The organism is Paenibacillus sp. sgz302191 (assembly GCF_057749925.1).
Genome location: NZ_JBYLHY010000002.1, coordinates 411,582 through 428,587, shown reverse-complemented (window position 1 = coordinate 428,587; position 17,006 = coordinate 411,582). Strand labels below are relative to the sequence as shown.

The 17,006-nt window shown below is 49.0% G+C and carries 27 protein-coding genes; 24 read left to right on the top strand and 3 right to left on the bottom strand.

Annotation, left to right across the window (positions count from 1 at the left end):
* The first annotated feature begins 1 nt into the window (after nucleotide 1).
* The 19 genes from AC3G2T_RS04335 to AC3G2T_RS04245 all read left to right on the top strand — a co-directional run bounded on the left by AC3G2T_RS04335 (nucleotide 2) and on the right by AC3G2T_RS04245 (nucleotide 12,544).
* The gene (locus tag AC3G2T_RS04335; protein WP_488434646.1) at nucleotides 2-1,012 is read left to right on the top strand and encodes a DUF3383 family protein; all 1,011 of its coding nucleotides are present in this window, start codon (nucleotides 2-4) and stop codon (nucleotides 1,010-1,012) included.
* An 11-nt stretch (nucleotides 1,013-1,023) separates the two neighbouring features.
* Nucleotides 1,024-1,419 carry a phage structural protein gene (locus tag AC3G2T_RS04330; protein ID WP_488434645.1) on the top strand — a complete coding sequence of 132 codons (396 nt, stop codon included), beginning with the start codon at nucleotides 1,024-1,026 and terminating at the stop codon, nucleotides 1,417-1,419.
* A 13-nt stretch (nucleotides 1,420-1,432) separates the two neighbouring features.
* Nucleotides 1,433-1,738: a hypothetical protein gene (locus AC3G2T_RS04325; protein WP_488434644.1), complete on the top strand. Its 306-nt coding sequence runs from the start codon at nucleotides 1,433-1,435 to the stop codon at nucleotides 1,736-1,738.
* Nucleotides 1,716-1,901 (top strand): hypothetical protein, encoded by a 186-nt coding sequence (locus AC3G2T_RS04320; protein WP_488434643.1) that lies wholly within the window; start codon nucleotides 1,716-1,718, stop codon nucleotides 1,899-1,901. Before AC3G2T_RS04325 ends, AC3G2T_RS04320 begins: the two co-directional genes overlap by 23 nt.
* 45 nt (nucleotides 1,902-1,946) lie before the next feature.
* On the top strand, nucleotides 1,947-3,920 hold the full coding sequence (locus AC3G2T_RS04315; protein ID WP_488434642.1) for a phage tail tape measure protein: 1,974 nt from the start codon (nucleotides 1,947-1,949) through the stop codon (nucleotides 3,918-3,920).
* A complete protein-coding gene (locus tag AC3G2T_RS04310) occupies nucleotides 3,913-4,410 on the top strand; it encodes a phage baseplate protein (protein WP_488434641.1) in 498 nt (165 codons plus the stop codon). The genes AC3G2T_RS04315 and AC3G2T_RS04310 overlap by 8 nt, the downstream gene beginning before the upstream one ends.
* A 9-nt stretch (nucleotides 4,411-4,419) precedes the next feature.
* On the top strand, nucleotides 4,420-4,737 hold the full coding sequence (locus AC3G2T_RS04305; RefSeq protein ID WP_488434640.1) for a phage baseplate plug family protein: 318 nt from the start codon (nucleotides 4,420-4,422) through the stop codon (nucleotides 4,735-4,737).
* Nucleotides 4,700-5,518 (top strand): phage protein, encoded by an 819-nt coding sequence (locus AC3G2T_RS04300; protein ID WP_488434639.1) that lies wholly within the window; start codon nucleotides 4,700-4,702, stop codon nucleotides 5,516-5,518. The genes AC3G2T_RS04305 and AC3G2T_RS04300 overlap by 38 nt, the downstream gene beginning before the upstream one ends.
* Entirely contained in the window at nucleotides 5,515-5,907 is a 393-nt protein-coding gene (locus AC3G2T_RS04295) for a Gp138 family membrane-puncturing spike protein (protein ID WP_488434638.1), read from the top strand. Before AC3G2T_RS04300 ends, AC3G2T_RS04295 begins: the two co-directional genes overlap by 4 nt.
* Complete coding sequence (locus tag AC3G2T_RS04290) at nucleotides 5,889-6,236, top strand: DUF2634 domain-containing protein (protein ID WP_488434637.1); 348 nt, start codon at nucleotides 5,889-5,891, stop codon at nucleotides 6,234-6,236. The genes AC3G2T_RS04295 and AC3G2T_RS04290 overlap by 19 nt, the downstream gene beginning before the upstream one ends.
* Entirely contained in the window at nucleotides 6,223-7,398 is a 1,176-nt protein-coding gene (locus tag AC3G2T_RS04285) for a baseplate J/gp47 family protein (RefSeq protein WP_488434636.1), read from the top strand. The genes AC3G2T_RS04290 and AC3G2T_RS04285 overlap by 14 nt, the downstream gene beginning before the upstream one ends.
* Nucleotides 7,395-8,036 (top strand): hypothetical protein, encoded by a 642-nt coding sequence (locus AC3G2T_RS04280; protein WP_488434635.1) that lies wholly within the window; start codon nucleotides 7,395-7,397, stop codon nucleotides 8,034-8,036. Before AC3G2T_RS04285 ends, AC3G2T_RS04280 begins: the two co-directional genes overlap by 4 nt.
* 15 nt (nucleotides 8,037-8,051) lie before the next feature.
* Complete coding sequence (locus AC3G2T_RS04275; protein ID WP_488434634.1) at nucleotides 8,052-9,065, top strand: hypothetical protein; 1,014 nt, start codon at nucleotides 8,052-8,054, stop codon at nucleotides 9,063-9,065.
* 13 nt (nucleotides 9,066-9,078) lie between these two features.
* Nucleotides 9,079-9,384, top strand: a complete 306-nt coding sequence (locus AC3G2T_RS04270) for a hypothetical protein (protein WP_488434633.1) — start codon at nucleotides 9,079-9,081, stop codon at nucleotides 9,382-9,384.
* Between the two features lie 59 nt (nucleotides 9,385-9,443).
* Nucleotides 9,444-9,596, top strand: a complete 153-nt coding sequence (locus AC3G2T_RS04265; RefSeq protein ID WP_488434632.1) for a CD1375 family protein — start codon at nucleotides 9,444-9,446, stop codon at nucleotides 9,594-9,596.
* Nucleotides 9,597-9,661: 65 nt separating this feature from the next.
* Complete coding sequence (locus AC3G2T_RS04260) at nucleotides 9,662-10,153, top strand: hypothetical protein (protein ID WP_488434631.1); 492 nt, start codon at nucleotides 9,662-9,664, stop codon at nucleotides 10,151-10,153.
* Nucleotides 10,154-11,320: an SGNH/GDSL hydrolase family protein gene (locus AC3G2T_RS04255; protein WP_488434630.1), complete on the top strand. Its 1,167-nt coding sequence runs from the start codon at nucleotides 10,154-10,156 to the stop codon at nucleotides 11,318-11,320. It begins immediately after the preceding gene.
* Between the two features lie 52 nt (nucleotides 11,321-11,372).
* Nucleotides 11,373-11,792 (top strand): phage holin family protein, encoded by a 420-nt coding sequence (locus tag AC3G2T_RS04250; RefSeq protein WP_488434734.1) that lies wholly within the window; start codon nucleotides 11,373-11,375, stop codon nucleotides 11,790-11,792.
* Nucleotides 11,789-12,544 carry a DUF1906 domain-containing protein gene (locus AC3G2T_RS04245; RefSeq protein WP_488434629.1) on the top strand — a complete coding sequence of 252 codons (756 nt, stop codon included), beginning with the start codon at nucleotides 11,789-11,791 and terminating at the stop codon, nucleotides 12,542-12,544. Before AC3G2T_RS04250 ends, AC3G2T_RS04245 begins: the two co-directional genes overlap by 4 nt.
* 524 nt (nucleotides 12,545-13,068) lie before the next feature.
* Here the strand turns inward: AC3G2T_RS04245 and AC3G2T_RS04240 are convergent.
* From AC3G2T_RS04240 to AC3G2T_RS04230, 3 genes are all read right to left on the bottom strand, one after another.
* A complete protein-coding gene (locus tag AC3G2T_RS04240; RefSeq protein ID WP_488434628.1) occupies nucleotides 13,069-13,494 on the bottom strand; it encodes a hypothetical protein in 426 nt (141 codons plus the stop codon).
* Between the two features lie 62 nt (nucleotides 13,495-13,556).
* Entirely contained in the window at nucleotides 13,557-13,760 is a 204-nt protein-coding gene (locus AC3G2T_RS04235) for a hypothetical protein (RefSeq protein WP_488434627.1), read from the bottom strand.
* A gap of 155 nt (nucleotides 13,761-13,915) precedes the next feature.
* Entirely contained in the window at nucleotides 13,916-14,143 is a 228-nt protein-coding gene (locus tag AC3G2T_RS04230) for a hypothetical protein (RefSeq protein WP_488434626.1), read from the bottom strand.
* Between the two features lie 353 nt (nucleotides 14,144-14,496).
* Here AC3G2T_RS04230 and AC3G2T_RS04225 point away from each other — a divergent pair, with 353 nt between their 5' ends.
* From AC3G2T_RS04225 to AC3G2T_RS04205, 5 genes are all read left to right on the top strand, one after another.
* Entirely contained in the window at nucleotides 14,497-14,700 is a 204-nt protein-coding gene (locus AC3G2T_RS04225) for a transcriptional regulator (RefSeq protein ID WP_488434625.1), read from the top strand.
* An 854-nt stretch (nucleotides 14,701-15,554) separates the two neighbouring features.
* Entirely contained in the window at nucleotides 15,555-16,019 is a 465-nt protein-coding gene (locus tag AC3G2T_RS04220; protein ID WP_488434624.1) for an accessory gene regulator B family protein, read from the top strand.
* Between the two features lie 9 nt (nucleotides 16,020-16,028).
* Nucleotides 16,029-16,166, top strand: a complete 138-nt coding sequence (locus AC3G2T_RS04215; RefSeq protein WP_488434623.1) for a hypothetical protein — start codon at nucleotides 16,029-16,031, stop codon at nucleotides 16,164-16,166.
* A complete protein-coding gene (locus AC3G2T_RS04210; protein WP_488434622.1) occupies nucleotides 16,159-16,542 on the top strand; it encodes a hypothetical protein in 384 nt (127 codons plus the stop codon). The genes AC3G2T_RS04215 and AC3G2T_RS04210 overlap by 8 nt, the downstream gene beginning before the upstream one ends.
* A gap of 163 nt (nucleotides 16,543-16,705) precedes the next feature.
* Complete coding sequence (locus AC3G2T_RS04205; RefSeq protein WP_488434621.1) at nucleotides 16,706-16,927, top strand: hypothetical protein; 222 nt, start codon at nucleotides 16,706-16,708, stop codon at nucleotides 16,925-16,927.
* Nucleotides 16,928-17,006: the final 79 nt, after the last annotated feature.

Below are 17,006 nucleotides of genomic sequence, written 5' to 3'. Positions count from 1 at the left end.
ATTGGCTACAAAAAACGACGTTGTTGTCATCATCGATATTCAGAAGCCGACACCAAAACTTGGTTTCGGCAAGCCGCTGATTCTCGGGTCCAGCACAGCGGGAAAGAGTTACAAAAACTATGCTGACCTGGAGGCCGTCAAAGCCGACTACGGCGTCAGCACGGAAGAGTACAAAGCGGCTGCGGCGCTCTTTGCTCAAGGCGACAATGCGCCTGCTGAGATTGCTATATATGCCCGGAAGACAGGGGCTACGCCTGAGCCGCTTGCGGACGCTTTGCAGTTTTTGTTTACGCAGGATTGGTATTTCCTCATTTCGACTAGCGCCGTGTCCGCCGATGTGCTGGAAATTGCCGACGCAATCGAAGCAAACGATTCGCGTCTTTTCTTTGCACGCTCTGACAGCAAGACAGACCTTGCGACTTACTTGGCAAAGAAGTGGGCGAGGACGGTGGCAAAGTATCATCCCACTATTTCCAACTACCCGGAGGCAGCTTGGATAGGTGAATGCGGATCGGCTGCTGTAGGAAGTATCACTTGGAAGTTCAAAACCCTTACAGGCATTCAACCGGTCCCCTTGAACGCTACAGAACTGAATGAAATTCACAGCCTTGGCGCGAATACCTACGTTACGAAGGCCGGCGATGATGTTACGAGCGAGGGGAAAGTTGTCAGCGGGGAATATATCGACATTATTCACGCGAAAGACTACGTTCGGGCAACTATTGAATACGCAGTTCAAAAACTGATGAACAACTTGCCGAAAATTTCCTATGATAACAACGGCATCGCCCAGCTCGAAAGCACCACCAAAACCGTGTTGCAAAGGGCGTTCAATCAGGGTATTATCGCCGCAGATGACAACGGAAACGGCCTTTACAGCACAAGCTTCAAGAGCCGTTCCGATGTGGACGCCGCAGATCGAGCGGCGCGGAAGTACAACGACGCAAATTTCAGTTTTGAACTTGCGGGCGCGATCCATCAAACGACGATCCGCGGCACAATCAAGGTCTAGGGGGCGATTTCATGGCAGACAAAACATACGACGCAAATAACGTTTCCGTCATCATTGATGGCGTGTACATTACGGGTTTTTCTGATGGCGTCGTGGAAATCGAAAAGGATGAAGACAGCTACAGCGTGAAGGTCGGGGCGCAAGGGGATACGGTCAGAAGCAAAGTGAACAACAATCTTGGTACCGTGAAAATCACGCTCCAGCAGACTAGCCCACATGTTCCGTACCTTGATGGACTTGCGAACAGCGGCAAACTGGTACCCGTGACAATTATATACGCCGGTACGACGCGGGAAACATCGTCAGCGACAGAAGCATTTGTGAAAAAGCCCGCAGCGCGAAAATACTCCAACGAGGTTGAAGATAGGGAATATGAAATCCAAGCATTAGATTTAAAAATGGAATAGGAGACGATGAGCGATGAGCATTTTTAAACAAAAGGAATTCATTTCGAAAAAACAGGGTAAACGGTACCTCTTCCAGTTCCCGGGAATCCGGGCCGTCACCAAAATCAAGGACCGCGTGAAGAACAAATTCGGCATTCCGCAAGACGAAAAAACTGCCGACGAGATCCTGGCGCATGTAATTGTAGAGCCCAAGTTGAAAATCGAGGATTTCGACGATATAGGCGAATTCAATGAAGTCATTGGCGCGGCCATTAGATTCACGTTCGGACTGGATGACGAAGACGAGCAGGAATCCGATGATCAGCAAGCAGGAAGCTAAGCGGCGAGCGCAAGCAAATTGGACTATGTGGCGGCTGCTGCTCTCGGATATGAATATAACTTATTCAGAGCTCAAAGAGATGGATCATGACGATCTTGCTGAGGCGAATGCCGCCCTAGACATCCACATCGAACAGCAGCAAAAGGCAAAACCAAAGAAATAGCGTCCATAACGGGCGCTTTTTCTGTTCGGGGAGGAGGTAAAAAATTTGGGCGTAATAAGCAACTTAATGTACGCAGTCGGGTTCAGAATCTCCGATAGAGGGCTGCGCGACGCAGAAAATCAGGTCGACTCCCTCTCTAAAGGCGTGTTTGCATTTGGAGCAGCAGCCGCTACCGCGCTGGCCGGCTTCGCCGTCGCTTCTATTCATGCGGCGAGTGAGTTCGAAAAAGCCATGTCAAAAGTGCAGATGTCAACCGGATCGAGCGCGGCGCAGATGCAGGAGACAAAGGATATCGCCAAAGACCTGTATTCCCAAAACTTCGGAGAAGATTGGAAAGACCTTGGTTCTTCAATTTCATCCGTACAGCAGGTTACGGGGCAAACGGGCGATGCGCTGAAGCAGACGACGAGAAACGCTTTATTGTTCCGAGATTCAATGGGGTTCGAGGTTTCGGAATCGATTCGAACCGTGTCAACCATGATGAAAAACTTTGGGATAACTTCGGATGAGGCATTCAATCTGCTCGCACAAGGAAACCAGAAGGGGTTGAATACATCAGGAGACCTACTGGACACGGCCAATGAATACAGCGTGTACTTCTCGAAGCTCGGATTCAGCGCGAACCAGATGTTTAATACGCTCGGGGCCGGGCTGGATGCTGGTGCATTCAACCTGGACAAAGTTGGCGACGGAATCAAAGAATTCGGAATACGAACGAAAGACGGCTCCAAAACTTCAATAGATGCTTACACTGCTATCGGGCTCAATGCCGAAGAAATGACTGCCCATTTTGCCGCTGGGGGCGCAGAAGCTCAAAAAGCGTTCCTGACAACTGTGAAAGCAATCAATGGCATGCAAGACCCAGTTCAGCAAAACGCCGCATCCATTGCGCTTTTCGGAACCCAAGCCGAAGATTTGGAAGCCCGTGTAATCAAAGCGTTTGGAAGTGTTCAAAATCAGTTCGACATGACGAAAAACAGCATGGACGAGATTAATCAGGTTAGGGTTAACTCCCCCGGCCAAGCCTTCGAAATGTTCGGGCGGCAGCTTGAAACAGGGATTTTGATTCCCGTTGGTGAAAAACTGCTGCCCTATCTAACCAAATTCGGACAATGGATGGCGGATCATAAGCCGGAGATTGAGGCTTTGGGGGCAACCATCGGAGACAAACTCGGTTCGGCAATTGATTGGGTGGCATCGTCCATATCGTTCATGACTCAAAACGCTGACTATATCGTGCCTGCGCTCTCGGGCTTCGCGACCATAATAGGCATTGCTCTCATTCCTGTACTTTGGGGCGCAGCCGTAGCGGGCTGGGCAGCTGTAGCGCCATGGCTTCCATTCATTGCTATCGGCCTGCTTGTTGCTGCCGTCATCGTCGGAATCATATACGTGTTCAAGAACTGGGGCGCTATTAGCGCTTGGTTGACGGAAAAATGGGGCGTATTCAAAGACTGGATCATTGGCGTTTTTCAGTCAATTGGAGACTGGTTTTCGAATACGTGGAAGGGTATTACGGATTTTTTCAGCAATCTGAACCTCTTCGATATTGGAAAAAACGTAATCCAGGGGCTCATTGACGGCATGTCGAACATGAAAAAAGCAGCCTGGGACACAGTGACGAACATCGCAAGCAGCATTACGGACGGGATTAAGGATTTTCTCGGCATTCATTCTCCTTCACGCGTCATGATGGAAGTCGGGTATTATACCGGCGCGGGCTTGGCGGACGGTATCACTGGCACGGGGCCGATGGTTTCGGATGCTTCAACGGACCTTGCGGCGGAAGTCACGGACGCTACGTTGCCACCTGCAAGAGCCGGAGCAGTTTCTGGGGAGGTTTCAGGAGCGGGCGGAGGTTCGCAGCGGATTGAAATTTTACTGACCGTCAAAGTCGAGGGCGACACACCGGCGAACAAAGAGTTAGCCGGAAGCATAGTCGGACAAGTCAAAGGCGCTATACAGGAAGTTGTCGAGAGTGCGACTCGCCGCCTTTCGTTGGGGGTTCAAAATGGCTAGAATAAACGGATATTACGTTACCGTTGAATCAGAGGACCCGAGCTATGATGTAGATATTACAGAGCAGCCGGTCGAAAACGGCGTCAACCTGACGGACCATGTGCAACGGAAGGCAAGCACCATGAACATATCCGGCTACGTCCTTGGCGATGACGCTGCACAAATTCGCAAAGCATTTGAAGGGTACATGGACAACGGGACACTCATTGAATTCGATGGCCGGAATTTTTTTACTGGTCTGATTTCGAGTTTTTCAACAAAGCACGACTACAGCACCGCAAACGGATTCTCGTTTTCCATGTCGCTGAAAGAAATCCGTACCGCTGAAACGTCGTTCGTCGAAAGCCTTCCCGCCCCGATCAGGGCGCAGGCTGCTCCGATAGTCTCTTCCGGCACGAAGCAGACCAAGCAAGCCGGGAATTCTTCGAGTACTAATAGTCAGACCGTTGAAAAAGTGACCTTCAAAGCGGGAAGCCCTTGGGCGGAATGAGGTGATTTTGTGGAGTATATCGACATTGAAAAGAGCATGATTCCATATCGCTTCGATATCGCGCTTACCGGCGAAACGTTCACGTTCGAAGTGCATTACAACGGGGAGTTTGATTTTTTTACCGTTGACCTATCGAAAAACGGTGAAGTATTGGCATACGGCGAGCGGATCGTTTACGGAATGCCGCTTTTCGGTGATGTGGCGGACGCGCGGTTCCCGACGGTCCGAATCTTGCCGTATGACCTTTCTGGCAATAGTTCGGACGTGACTTGGGATACTCTGAGCGAAAATGTATTTTTGTATTTGGATGGTGAAGCGGATGCCTAATTTCGGGCGTGTGGTAGAGGTCATGATCGGGAACAAATCCTTCTCAAATGGTAGCTTTGCTATCGAAGGTTCGGTACCATTCGACAATGACCCCTTGCCCAATGAGTCGGAAATACGAATCTGGAACCTGAGATACGAGACAATTGCAACGCTGCAGCGTGGACAAATTGCTTTGGTGAATGCCGGATACCGAGGGGATATCGGCACGATTCTACACGGATTCGTGTCGAAGGTATTGACCAAGCAGGAGGGAGTTGACCGGATCACGACAATATATGTTCTTGATTCGGAAGACCTGTCCAAACGCGAGGTTGATATTGCCTACACGAACGGCACGCTTGCAAGCTACATTCTCCGCGACATGGCGGGGCAGCTCGGGCTACCGCTGGCACAATTTGAGTTGAACCAAGACTTTCGCTATGAGGATGGATACACGGCGAAAGGCGAAGTGACAAAGGTCATTTCAGAGGTGGCCGCGGACTGCGGCACATCGGCATACGTGAACAAGGGCAAGCTGTATATTCGAAATCTACGATATGGTGCCGACGATGCATTTGCACTATCGGCAAATACTGGGCTAATCGGCTCGCCGGACCCGTTCGAAGATGAGAATTTCAAGGGCTTTAACATCAAATCGCAACTGCAATACAGGATTACAACTGCTTCGGTCATTGATCTATCCAGCAGGGTATTTCAAGGACGTGTGCATGTCCGGTCCGGCTCGCACAAATTCAGCAATACAGGCGATTTTACGACGGAAATGGAGGCGATTTTGCCATGAATGATCCTGCCGCCGCCCTGGCCGCGCTCATTTCTGGATGCATTGACCGGTCGCTGGCCGCGCTCAATGTTTCCTTTCCGTGTCGTATTGTTTCATTCGATGCGGCTACGTGCATGGCCGTCGTGCAGCCTCTAATTAGAAATTCAACCGGATCGGACCCGGCTCCTATTCAGAATGTTCCAGCTCTCGGTCAGCGTTTGATCGTGGATGGAGTGGAACGCGTGTACAAGCCAGCTTTGAAGGAAGGCGACGCCGTTTTGGTCGTATGCACGGATCAGGAGCTGAAAAATGTTCTTGCGGGTGTACCAACTGCTCCAAGCAGCCAAAGGACACATAGCAACAATGACGCTGTAATCGTGGGGGTGATGCCGTGCAGTCTCCAAAACTGACGAACGGCGATTTGGTCATTGAAAATAACGATATCGTCCTGGTTGACGGCAGCGAAGAGCTGGCTCAATGCTGCAAAATCATACTTGGCACAAACAAAGGCGAATGGTTTTTGAATCCGACCCTTGGCATCGATTTCGACAAGATGAACGGCAAAAACGTGAGTGAAGAAGCGGTAAGGGAGCAAGTCCGCGCCGGGCTACGGCAGGAACCACGGATTGCGACTATAGATTCTATCGAGGTGAATTTCGACACAGCAGCACGACAAAGCGCTGTGAAGTTTACGGCCACGGGCACGAACGGGGAGGTGGTAGAGGATGCCACTAGATAGTTCGGGTTTCAAGCGGAAGCGGCACGATGACATTTTAGCGGAAATGGAGGCGAAAGCGAAGGAGGTTTTCAGTCCTACAATAAACACTTCTGACCGTTCGTTTTTGGGTATACTCCTTCGCCTATTTGCGTGGTTCATGGCGAAACTCTGGCAAAACTCCGAGGACGTATACAATAGCGCCTATGTGAATACTGCTACGGGCACTAGCCTATCAAAGCTCGGGCCATATGGTGGTATCACAAGGATACAAGCCACGCGTGCGACAGGGATGATGCAAATCAAAGGGGTTGCTATGATAGTCCCGGCAGGGTTTCGAGTCTCGGGGGAGGGCGGGGTGCTTTTTGAAACCATTAAACCCGCCAGGATCGGCAGAGGCGAGTCCGTTACTACTACGATTCAGGCGGTCTATCCCGGTCGCTCGGGAAACCTTGCCGTCGGCACCATCACAACTATTGTCAATCCTATTGCCGGGCTGAGATCCGTCACCAACATAACAGAAACTTCCGGCGGACGCGAACAGGAAACCGACAAGGAGTTTCGGGACAGATTCGCAATTTCGAACGAGGGACGCGGGAAAGGCACGTTAGGTTCGCTCCGCTCCGCGCTGCTCAGTCTTCCCGGAGTTCGGGCGGCGACAGTGATCGAGAACTATACATTGGCAACGGTCAACGGTCTCCCGTCAAAGAGTTTTCAAGCATATGTTCTGGGTGGAGTTGATGCGGACATTGGGCAAGCCATCATTGACACAAAAGCGGCAGGCATCGAACCGTATGGGAACATAGCTGTCAATGTCAAAGACGATGCCGGGTTCGAACATGTGATGTATTTCTCACGCGCCGAAGAGATCCCAACACATCTGCGATTCACGGTCAAGGTAACTACGAGCTATCCGAGCGACGGCGACGCGCAGCTCCAAACTGCTGCTATCCGCTATATCGGCGGAGAAGATGCAGACGGCACGCTATATGTCGGCCTCAACATGGGGGATGATGTAGTTCTATCCCGTCTGTATGCCCTAGCGTATGCGGTCGAGGGCGTGGAGGATGTGATACCGGAGATTAGCACGGACGGCACAACGTGGACGCAGGCAAACCTTCAAATCGCGCCGAACCAAGTCGCGCAGTCTTCACATACGCGGGTCATGGTGGTGCATGCAACGTGATATCCTTCCAAACGATCATACAGCGCCTTACAGATGTTTTTACAAAGGACCCTGATTCGAATCTTGGAAAACTAATCGGCCTCATGGCGGAGCAATTCCAGGAGCTGGAGGAAACTCAAAACCGCATCCGTGAATGGCGGGACATTGATCAAGCGCAGGGGACTACCCTGGATCGGATCGGGGCCAACGTTGGGCAAGCCCGCGGCGTCGCGACCGATGAAGTATACCGAATACTGATCAAATCAAAGATTGCGCGTAATCTATCAACTGGCGACATAAATACGATCATTCGCGTTCTTTCGGTGGCTCTTTCCTGTCCGCCGTCTGACATAGAAATCCGCGAACTTTGGGGTGACTCCGTTGCGCCGGAGCCCGCGGCTATTTCGGTCATCCGGCTTCCGCTGGACGCTGTAAACAAAGCGGGCATGTCTCCGGTGCAGTTTGGCCGGATCGTCCAGAGGACGGTCGCTGCAGGTGTTCGCGTGGGAGCGGTGGAAATGTCGGGGACGTTCCAGTTCGCCAGCGGTGCAAATACGGAAACAAGCCCAACAGCGGGCTTTTCTGATGACAACGGCACAACGGGTGGATATCTTGGCGCAGCGTATAGCCCTGGAGCGGATACGGATTTGCCGATATAGAAAGGAGCAAATGGAATGAATTTTGATGAGCAACTTCCGGAATGGCAGGCGGTTGGTACAGAGCCGCCGCAAACGAAAAAAATAGCAGGATGGCAGGCAGAAGACAAGCCGCCTGCAGGGTACTTCAATTGGCTATTCAACAGGACGTACAAAGCTCTGGTTGAACTGCGCACGAAATTGAGCGGCGTTTTCGACTCTCCTGTATTCACTGGCACGCCGAAAGTTCCTACAGCGCCAGCCGGGACGAATGATACTCAGGCGGCTTCGACGGCGTTTGTGAAGGCATCTATCGATGCTCTGCCGACGCCTACGGCCCCGACTTGGGCGAACATAACTGGGAAGCCTAGTACATTCCCGCCATCGGCCCATGGTCACGCAGCTACGGAAATTACAGCAACGGGTGGAACGAACGTTCAGGCGGAGATTGATTCGCTAAAATCATCTGTCAGTACACGAGCTCCAGCAATACATACCCATACTGGGGCCGCTATTGATGCGCCTAGAACCGACATGGCGAAAGACCTTGTGACAGCTCAGGAAATTCGGTGGAAAAACTTTGGGAATGGTCATACGATAGTCGATGCCAGCGCGTCCACGTATCCAGGAGGAAATACCAATGCGCAAAGCCCGTGGCAAGCGACATATCCAACTTTGGTTGGGTACAACGGGGCTAATACTTTTGGAGTAAGGGTCGATAGCGCGAGGACAGCAGATACGGTTGGTGGTGTTCAGTTCCGCATGAATAATGGAGTCGTTGAATATTACAGCGGAGGAGTGTGGACGCCAGTGGGAGGCATCAAAAATGTACAGCGTGGAGTTGCCGGAACAAATTTCACAAACGGAGAGGTTGGCATCACGATTTCGGCAGTCAATATGTCGAAGGCATTTATTTCATATGTAAATCCGGTAGGCTCATCCGGCATAATAATTGGTTACACGCTAGCGAATTCTACCACATTAACCGTTAGACACACTGGCAATACTAGTGCTTCGTATCCATTCTATTGGGAGATCGTGGAGTTCTATTAAGAGGGGGATTTGAATGTATTACGCTCAATTGGATGAAAAGAATAGAGTTGTGTCTGTATCTCAATTATCACGTGAAATAGACGATCCACTCATGATAGCTTTAGAGTCGTATGACACGAGTTTGGTCGGACACATACGTCAAGCGGACGGCACCTTTTTACCGCCAGATCCAGCGCCAGCAGCACCGGAACAAAAGTCAGATATTGACCTGTTGAAAGAGGAAAACGCTAAACTAAAATCCGACAACATTGCGACGATGTCTGCACTTGCTGACATTTACGAGATGCTGCTTAAACTCCAAAGCCCAAGTACAGGTTAAAGATGCTAGTTAACCTGCTGCTGAGGGCTATTTTTATGCTTACGAGAGGGGGTGATATCATGGTCGATATTTATGTTGCTCTCATCATCTACGGACGCCGGACGTTTACCCAGGTGCCCGCCGTACTCAAGCCGTCAGTTGAGTCTTCATTGATAGCGCTTGGTCTTGGCACGGACGGCAAGCCAGTAACTGCCGACGCTGCACAGCAGTAAATGTTACAGCATCGCTAAATAGCGGTGCTATTTTTATGCCCACATGGGCGGAAAGGAATTGTACCATGGAATTCAACGCAAATTCATGGGCACCGAGAAGCAGCAGACTAGTAAAAACTGATGGAAATATCGTCAATCAGGCTGACGGCATTAATTTGGACGGAAGCTTGAACGTCCGCGTCCTGGGTGGTGGAACTGGGGGCGGTGGCGGAAGTGCTGCTCCCGTGGACGTAACTTTGCAAAATGCGGCGACCGCTGCGGGAAATGGCACGCCATACACGCCAACCGGGGGCAACGCTGAACTGACCTTCGAAATTCGGGGCACCAGTACTAGCCGGACCGTAGTATTCGAAATAGCCGGACCAGGCGGGATATTCGTCCCTTGTAATGCATTCAGCGTTACGGACCCATCTATCTACGGTACCCAAACAACTGGGGGAGCAGATGCGACGCCGGAGAGTTGGACGGTCAGCGTTGCCGCAGGATGGACGTTTCGGGCCCGGATTTCCGCCGCTGCTGGTGGGAATGTGACCATAGCAGGGAAGGCGGTGGTATAGATGGCTGACAAAGTAGCCCGCGCTATTGCTGCAACTGCAATGAAACAATTAAAAGTGATCCAACCTAATAGCCGTATGTTCGGCTTTGTAATCGGTTGGTGTGGCGATTCTATCACGGTAGGTTCTGCCAGCACGAATGCCGCTATATATTCGTTCCGCGCGAATGTTCAAAAGATTTTGGGCTACCGAATATCGTCAAACTCAATCAACGGCGGCGTAGCAGGAGAGCGTAGCGACCAGTTGCTCGCCCGTATGGACAACATAATCGCTCAAGGCGCAAACGTATTATCTGTAATGATTGGTACAAATAACGCAAGTCAAAACACCCCTTTGTCAACGTTCCAAACGGACATAAAAGCGATAAAGTCCAAAGCGGACAAAGCAGGTTTGCCGATTATTTTCTGCCTTGTTCCTCCACGCGGTGCATCGACGGGTGCCGCGACAAAGGCATTAATAAATCAATACAACGTCTGGCTCCGCTTCTGGGGTGCAAAGAACAATATTCCGATTTGCGATACGTTTACGCCGCTTGTTGATCCGAAGACCGGAGATATGGCAGCGAGCTATGATAGCGGAGATGGCGTTCATCCGAACAATGCCGGACATCTGGTCTTGGCAAAAGCAAAGGCCGCTACACTTGACATGCTCTTGCCTAAAATGCCTTGGCTTGTCACGACGAAGGGGGCAGGGCTTTGCTCCAACCCTCTCTTCGATTCTACTATAGGGACAGGTTGGACGCTCGTTGCCGGTGCTGCTGCAACAACCAATACTTTCCCGAATGACACCGAAGTTCCGTATGGCGCTTGGGTTCGGAGAACCTATGACAACTCGGCAGGAAGCAGTGCTGTTAATGGAACCTATAGCCTTGGTATCGATACGTCCAAAGTATCGGTCGGGGATGTGCTTCTACTTGCTTGTTACGTTCGGAATACCAAAGGTTATCTAAAACTAGGCGTACTTAACGGGTCTGTACTTAGCCAAATTCCGTTTGAAGCTTTCCCGGGAACTACAGTTCCTCTTTTAATCAAAGCTACAGTGACGGACCTGACCAACACACGTTTCGGCTTCAACATTTCCGCTTCTGCCAGCAATACCGCGGAAGTTGATTTCGGGGCAACAGACGTTTTCAATCTTACAACCATGGGGCTGACTGATCTTGTTGTTTAATTTTTATAAATAGAATGGATGGTGCAGCATGTTTAAAAAACTTTTTGCTGATATGATCGGTATTTCAACAACGCAGCAGGCCACAGTAACAACCTCCGCAGGAGTGGCCGGAGCTGTTCTGACGTATGCTTTCGGAGCATGGAACGAGTTACTTTCCTTTTTCCTTGTTGCAATGATGATCGATTACGCTACCGGAATTGGAGCTTCGCTGAAAGAAGGAAAGGGCCTAAACAGCAGCGTCGGATTTTGGGGCATCGCCAAAAAAGGCTTCATGCTTCTGGTCGTCATGCTCGCACACAGATTGGATTTACTTTTTGGCTCCGATGTAATTATGACGGGGGCGATTTATTTCTATTTGGCCAATGAGCTTATCTCCGTGACCGAGAATTATGGTCGTATGAACCTTCCTATGCCGGCTCAATTGAAGCAAATCATCCAGGTGCTGAAACAGAAAGGCGATGGTCAACAATGAGCAAAGGATTTGATTGCGCGACGCCGCTGAACGCCGCTACAGCGGAAAAATTCACGGCAGATGGGTACACGTTCGTTTGCCGGTATCTGGCCGCAGCCGGTTCGTGGAAACGACTCTCGGCGGAAGAGGCGCGGATAATAACGGATGCAGGACTTTGGATTGTATCCGTCTTTCAGCGTGGGTCCGCAGAGGCTCTTGGAGGGGCTGCGCAGGGAGCCGTTGATGGAAGACTTGCCTTGCAATATGCCCGAGAAGTAGGCCAGCCGGAAGGGACGACGATCTATGCCGCGGTGGATATGGATACGAACCCCTCTCAGTACGATGTAATCGAAGCTTATTTCCGGGCATTCGATGAACAGATACCCGGCTACGAGATGGGAATTTACGGAGAGTTTGAAATCTGCAAGGCTATACAGGATCGCGGAGCCGTCGCGAAGGTCTGGCAAACCTATGCCTGGAGCAACGGGCAGCAGCTCGACGGCAAAAATTTGTTCCAATACGAAATTGACGTATCTGTGAACGGGATCGGCATCGACCGGGACGTTTCAAACGGAGACGCAGGAGGGTGGAAGGTAGGAATGGCTATTCAACAACAACCGGCGCTGGAGCCTGACGTGGCGGAAACGATCATAAGAACATGGCTCTCGCCTGATTGGAAAAAAGCAAATGAATCAGGAGCAGCGGAACAGGCCGACTATATACATTGGCTTGCGAATCAATTACGTGCAGCATCCGGTCTGCCGCTAGAATAGATCAGGAAAATTTTCCTGAGCATATCAAAACCCCCGCTAGCCTCTTATGGTTGGCGGGGGTTATTTGCTTTCAAAGACAAAAGACGCTCGGAAATAGGTTGACAAAAAATGCAATGATGGTCTATTATTAACATGTACCTACTAGGAATTGCAATTCAATCTTTTGAAGTTCAACTATTTAACTTCATTTTTATCGTACCTATGAGGACTGCGGGCGCTCAATTACTGAGCGTCTTTTTCTTTTCTGAGTATCGGATTTGGTGATAGATTTGACATTTTGAGCAGTATAGCGGGCTTGTCTTGTTCCTATGTTTAGAAACTGGATAGTCCATTTCTCCGTGACACTGCGGGCATTGCCCTTTTTCAGCGCTCTTCTTTCGGTACCTACGCGACTTTTCGCGGTCGCGGCAAGTGTCAGAACAATATAAGCGCGGTTTCCCGGGCGTTGGGCGCGGCGTGACGGGTTTGTTGCAATCCGCCGCCTTACAAATTTGTCTCATAATGGCACCCCTTCCTTACCACGATTATATCGCGGAACGCCCTTGCTCGTCTACGCGAATCAGCGCAAGCAGTTCATTGCGCGCTTTCTCTTCGTCATCCATGCGTTTTACGAGATTCCCCGCCCAATTGATGATATCTCCAAGCGCCTCCCAAAATCGCTTTCCTGTTACGTCGAACAATTCGTCGCCCCAGCGCAGCATATCGTGGGATTCTGTCATCAAGTGGAAGCCCGTATCTTCATGCGCACGATCCGCGTAGTACTCTTTCCAGCAGAAGTACACGCCCTCGCTGACGGAAACCGCGTCGCATCCGTAATAGTCCGGCTTCCACAATACGGGAGCAACCGGCAGCAAGACCGCCTCCAATTCCCGCAGGAACTTTTCCGCTATTTCGCGGCGCTTGCGTTCTCCGTCCAACATCGCTTCTACGCGTTTTTGCAATTCTTTCATCGCGATCAACCCTTTCGTATTGTTTGCGGATTTCCGAAGCCACCCCCGCGGCGGGGGTGGCTTCATGACTCCGGTCTTCGTCCGGAAAAAATATCTTTCGCCATCTGTAACCCCTTGCGTAAGCCCAAGTCGTGAGCCTCTACCAAATAGAGGCGGAATAGTTGTGCATCTGCTGGATCGCTCAAATCAATTTCCATTCGTTCATTCTTTTTGCAGGACTCCAGAATCGTATCAAAGAGCTTATACAGGTCAGAAAGTTCTTTCATCGACTTGCTCCTTTCCCAGCGCTTGCCCACTGGTAGTTACTTCCGTTTCAACACTTTCACCAGCGCGGCTACAGACAACCCGAACGCCGCAATAATGAAGATCCATTGTATGATGTTCATTCCCATCCCTCCCGGAAGGCCCCGAAGGGCCTGCATTATTCCGACCAACCATCCGCGGTTAATTCGCAAAAGCGGCGATATGAACCGTTTGGTTCCTGCTCGTAAACGACAACCTCTGCTGGATGCGCATATTGAAGCGGACCAACGAGATATTTAGCAGCCATCATTCGATTAGCTTCCTGTTTGGCTGACTCGATTGTGCCGTACTCCGTGTGAGTACCTAGCTCGTTATCGTCAATCAGCGTTGCGAATACTTTATACATATCCATTTCCTCCCCGCGTAAGCCCGCCGGCTGATTGTATATTTGAAACCGATTTGTTAAGATTGGGGGAGGGGCCGTAACCCCTCCGAAGGAACTTTTAACGTTTGCCCGCCCGGCGTCGTTTGGTTCCTTTTTTCTTTGTCTCCTTCCGGCTAATAATGAACGCTGTGTAGCATTGAATGATCGCCGTTAGGAGTAGTACCCAATCTTTCATATTTGTTCTCCTTTCCGGAGGTTCTAAGTTCAACCTCCTTATATTTCCATTATATACTTGCGTAAGTATATTGTCAACTATTCTTATACTTGTGGAAGTATATTCTCTATGGTACGATTTGTTTATGGAGGGGATTGGTATGGAAGCAAAAGGAAAAGCGGCTACAAGAGCAAAAAACAAATACAACGCGGCCAATTATGACCGCCTATATCCGGTAGCTCCGAAAGGCAAGAAAGAAGTATACGAAAAAGCGGCTAAATCGATTGGGATGACCCTGAACGAATTTATTATCACTACCCTAGACGAAAAAGTGGAAAAAATAAAAAAAGAGCAGCAGGAATGATCCTGGACTGCTCTTTTTTGTTAGCAAATTTCCAAGCGCTTGGGAATTTGTAACCACTTAGTTCAAGTCAGCATTTTTAAATCATAACACTCGGAAAAAATCAAGTGTAAAATTCAAGGAAAATTGACATAGACACGGGCGTTCGAACGGCTCTAATATAAAAGTATTGGAAATAATGGGAGGGCTGGGAAGGTGGAGTTCTATGTATATTTTCTATTCTCAACCTTGGAGTACATTGTTATGTACTATCTGGGCTACAAACTATACCGGTTTGAATTACACGGACGGGAGTATGTGCGGTTGCTGATACTCGGCATTTCTCTTTCGAATCTTGATTATCTCCTGAAATTTGAGTCTGGCTTGGGATTTTATACAATTCCAATTCAGTTACTATTCATGATTTTGTTCTTTTGGTCGGTGAAAAGAATCCACTTTTTCTATGCGCTTATCCTCTGCTCAGTTTCGTATGCAGCTTATGCACTTATACAAATCGGAAACATGCTAGTATTAACACAGTTTGGTCTATATGGCCTCTCGGATGGTCAACAACTGACAAATTTCGAAACAGTGCGACTACAGATCATTAGCATGGGTATTGCTTGTACAATTGCTTTCATATTTTCGAGAAATGGTTGGGGGTTTTCGTTTATAGTCGAAAACTCATACAAGAAAATTCAAATAAACGGAGTCAACCGGTATATTATGATTTCTTTAATTTTATCGTGGGTCACTCTGGGCTGCGTAAGCTACTCATTTTGGAGCATGGACCCAAATGTACTGTACCTCTTCTTCGGGGTTCTTGTCGCTTCATTCTGGCTTTCAATATACCTTTCATTTCGTAAGGAAGCCAGCCTATGATAGAGGCAGCCGCGGATCGAATTGCCAGGATCATTTACAGTCGGTCGGATCAGCAAACGAGCGTGGAGGTCATGAAGTATGCGATAGTGTATATTTTGAATTTCATGCTTGTTTTGATGCTGTGTATTGCTAACGGTTCCGCGTTTGGGGTATTGCCCGAAACAATCCTCTGTTTTCTCGCGGTGGTCATATTGAGGCTTCTAACTGGGGGCTACCACTTCTCATCGATTGATCTTTGTACTGTCGTATCGGGAGTGGCAATTTCAATACTTCCTTTGCTGCCACTACACTACTTAGGGGCTGTGCCAATTACACTACTAGCACTTGGAATAGTTCTTATATATGGGCGCAGTAAGTGGATCGCCGGGGCGGTTATCGTAATGAATTTGATACTGCTTTCTAAGGTAATAGCTGCTGCCTTTTTGCTCCAAGCGCTTACACTGATAAACAGAAGGAGGTGAAAACAAAATATGAACAAACTCATCAATTCAACAGCCCGCACACTGGGGAAATTTGCAACTCTTCTTTCGAAAAACAAAAAACCACTCGCTGGGGAAATCAAGCTTCCAGCAGAATTGCAGAAAAACAAGGTCGATTCATATGGGTGAATTTAAGTTATCTGGCATTCATGAAACAAAAGAAAACGGCAGAGCGGTGCAAGCTGTCGTTTTCTTTTCTCCAGCTGAACTGAGTCACTGTTATAATGAAAAGGACGGCAGGCCCGTATTTATGCTCAAGTCAGGCATGAAATTGTACGACTATACAAGCCTGGAGGAAAGAGCAATCTTACTACAACAACTCGGTAATTTCGTTATGTTTGGAAACTCAGGTATTGTGGACCTTGACAACATAGAGAATTTTGACGGAAATGAGTCAATTATAAATTTCAAGAGCGGGGGGTTTCTTTATATCGCGAAATTCCTTCTTCGCCAAAATAAGCGAGTTAAGGAAATTCTGAAGGAGTACTTAAAAAAAGGGACATAAGCAGCCAATCGACAAATGAAGGCTGCTTGTGTCCCGTTTAACATATTGCAAAAAAAATGTCAATGTTAAAATACCCCGAAAATTGACATGGATTAAATTGGTTGAGCCGTGGTAAAGTGTAAAATATGAATCACATACAATTATTAGGTTGTTGTCTCGATGAATGGGAGGTGAACAAGTAAATATCTATAAAGGCAATAACAGTAAAAAGAATAATAAAGGAGGAGATTGCGAGAGAGAAAAAACCATCGATCGGGGGATCGATGGCCGATGTGACAAGCTCACTGCAATGAGTCTTGTCCAACTTTCAACTCCAAATCAAGTCTATCATATGCAGCGTTTTGTAAACAATAGCGATTTTAAAAGTAGACCAAACAACGAGTAGACTGGCCGGAAAATGGCCTATATACAGAACGTATGTTCTGATAATATGAATATAACATAAAACCACCAACAAGGAGCTG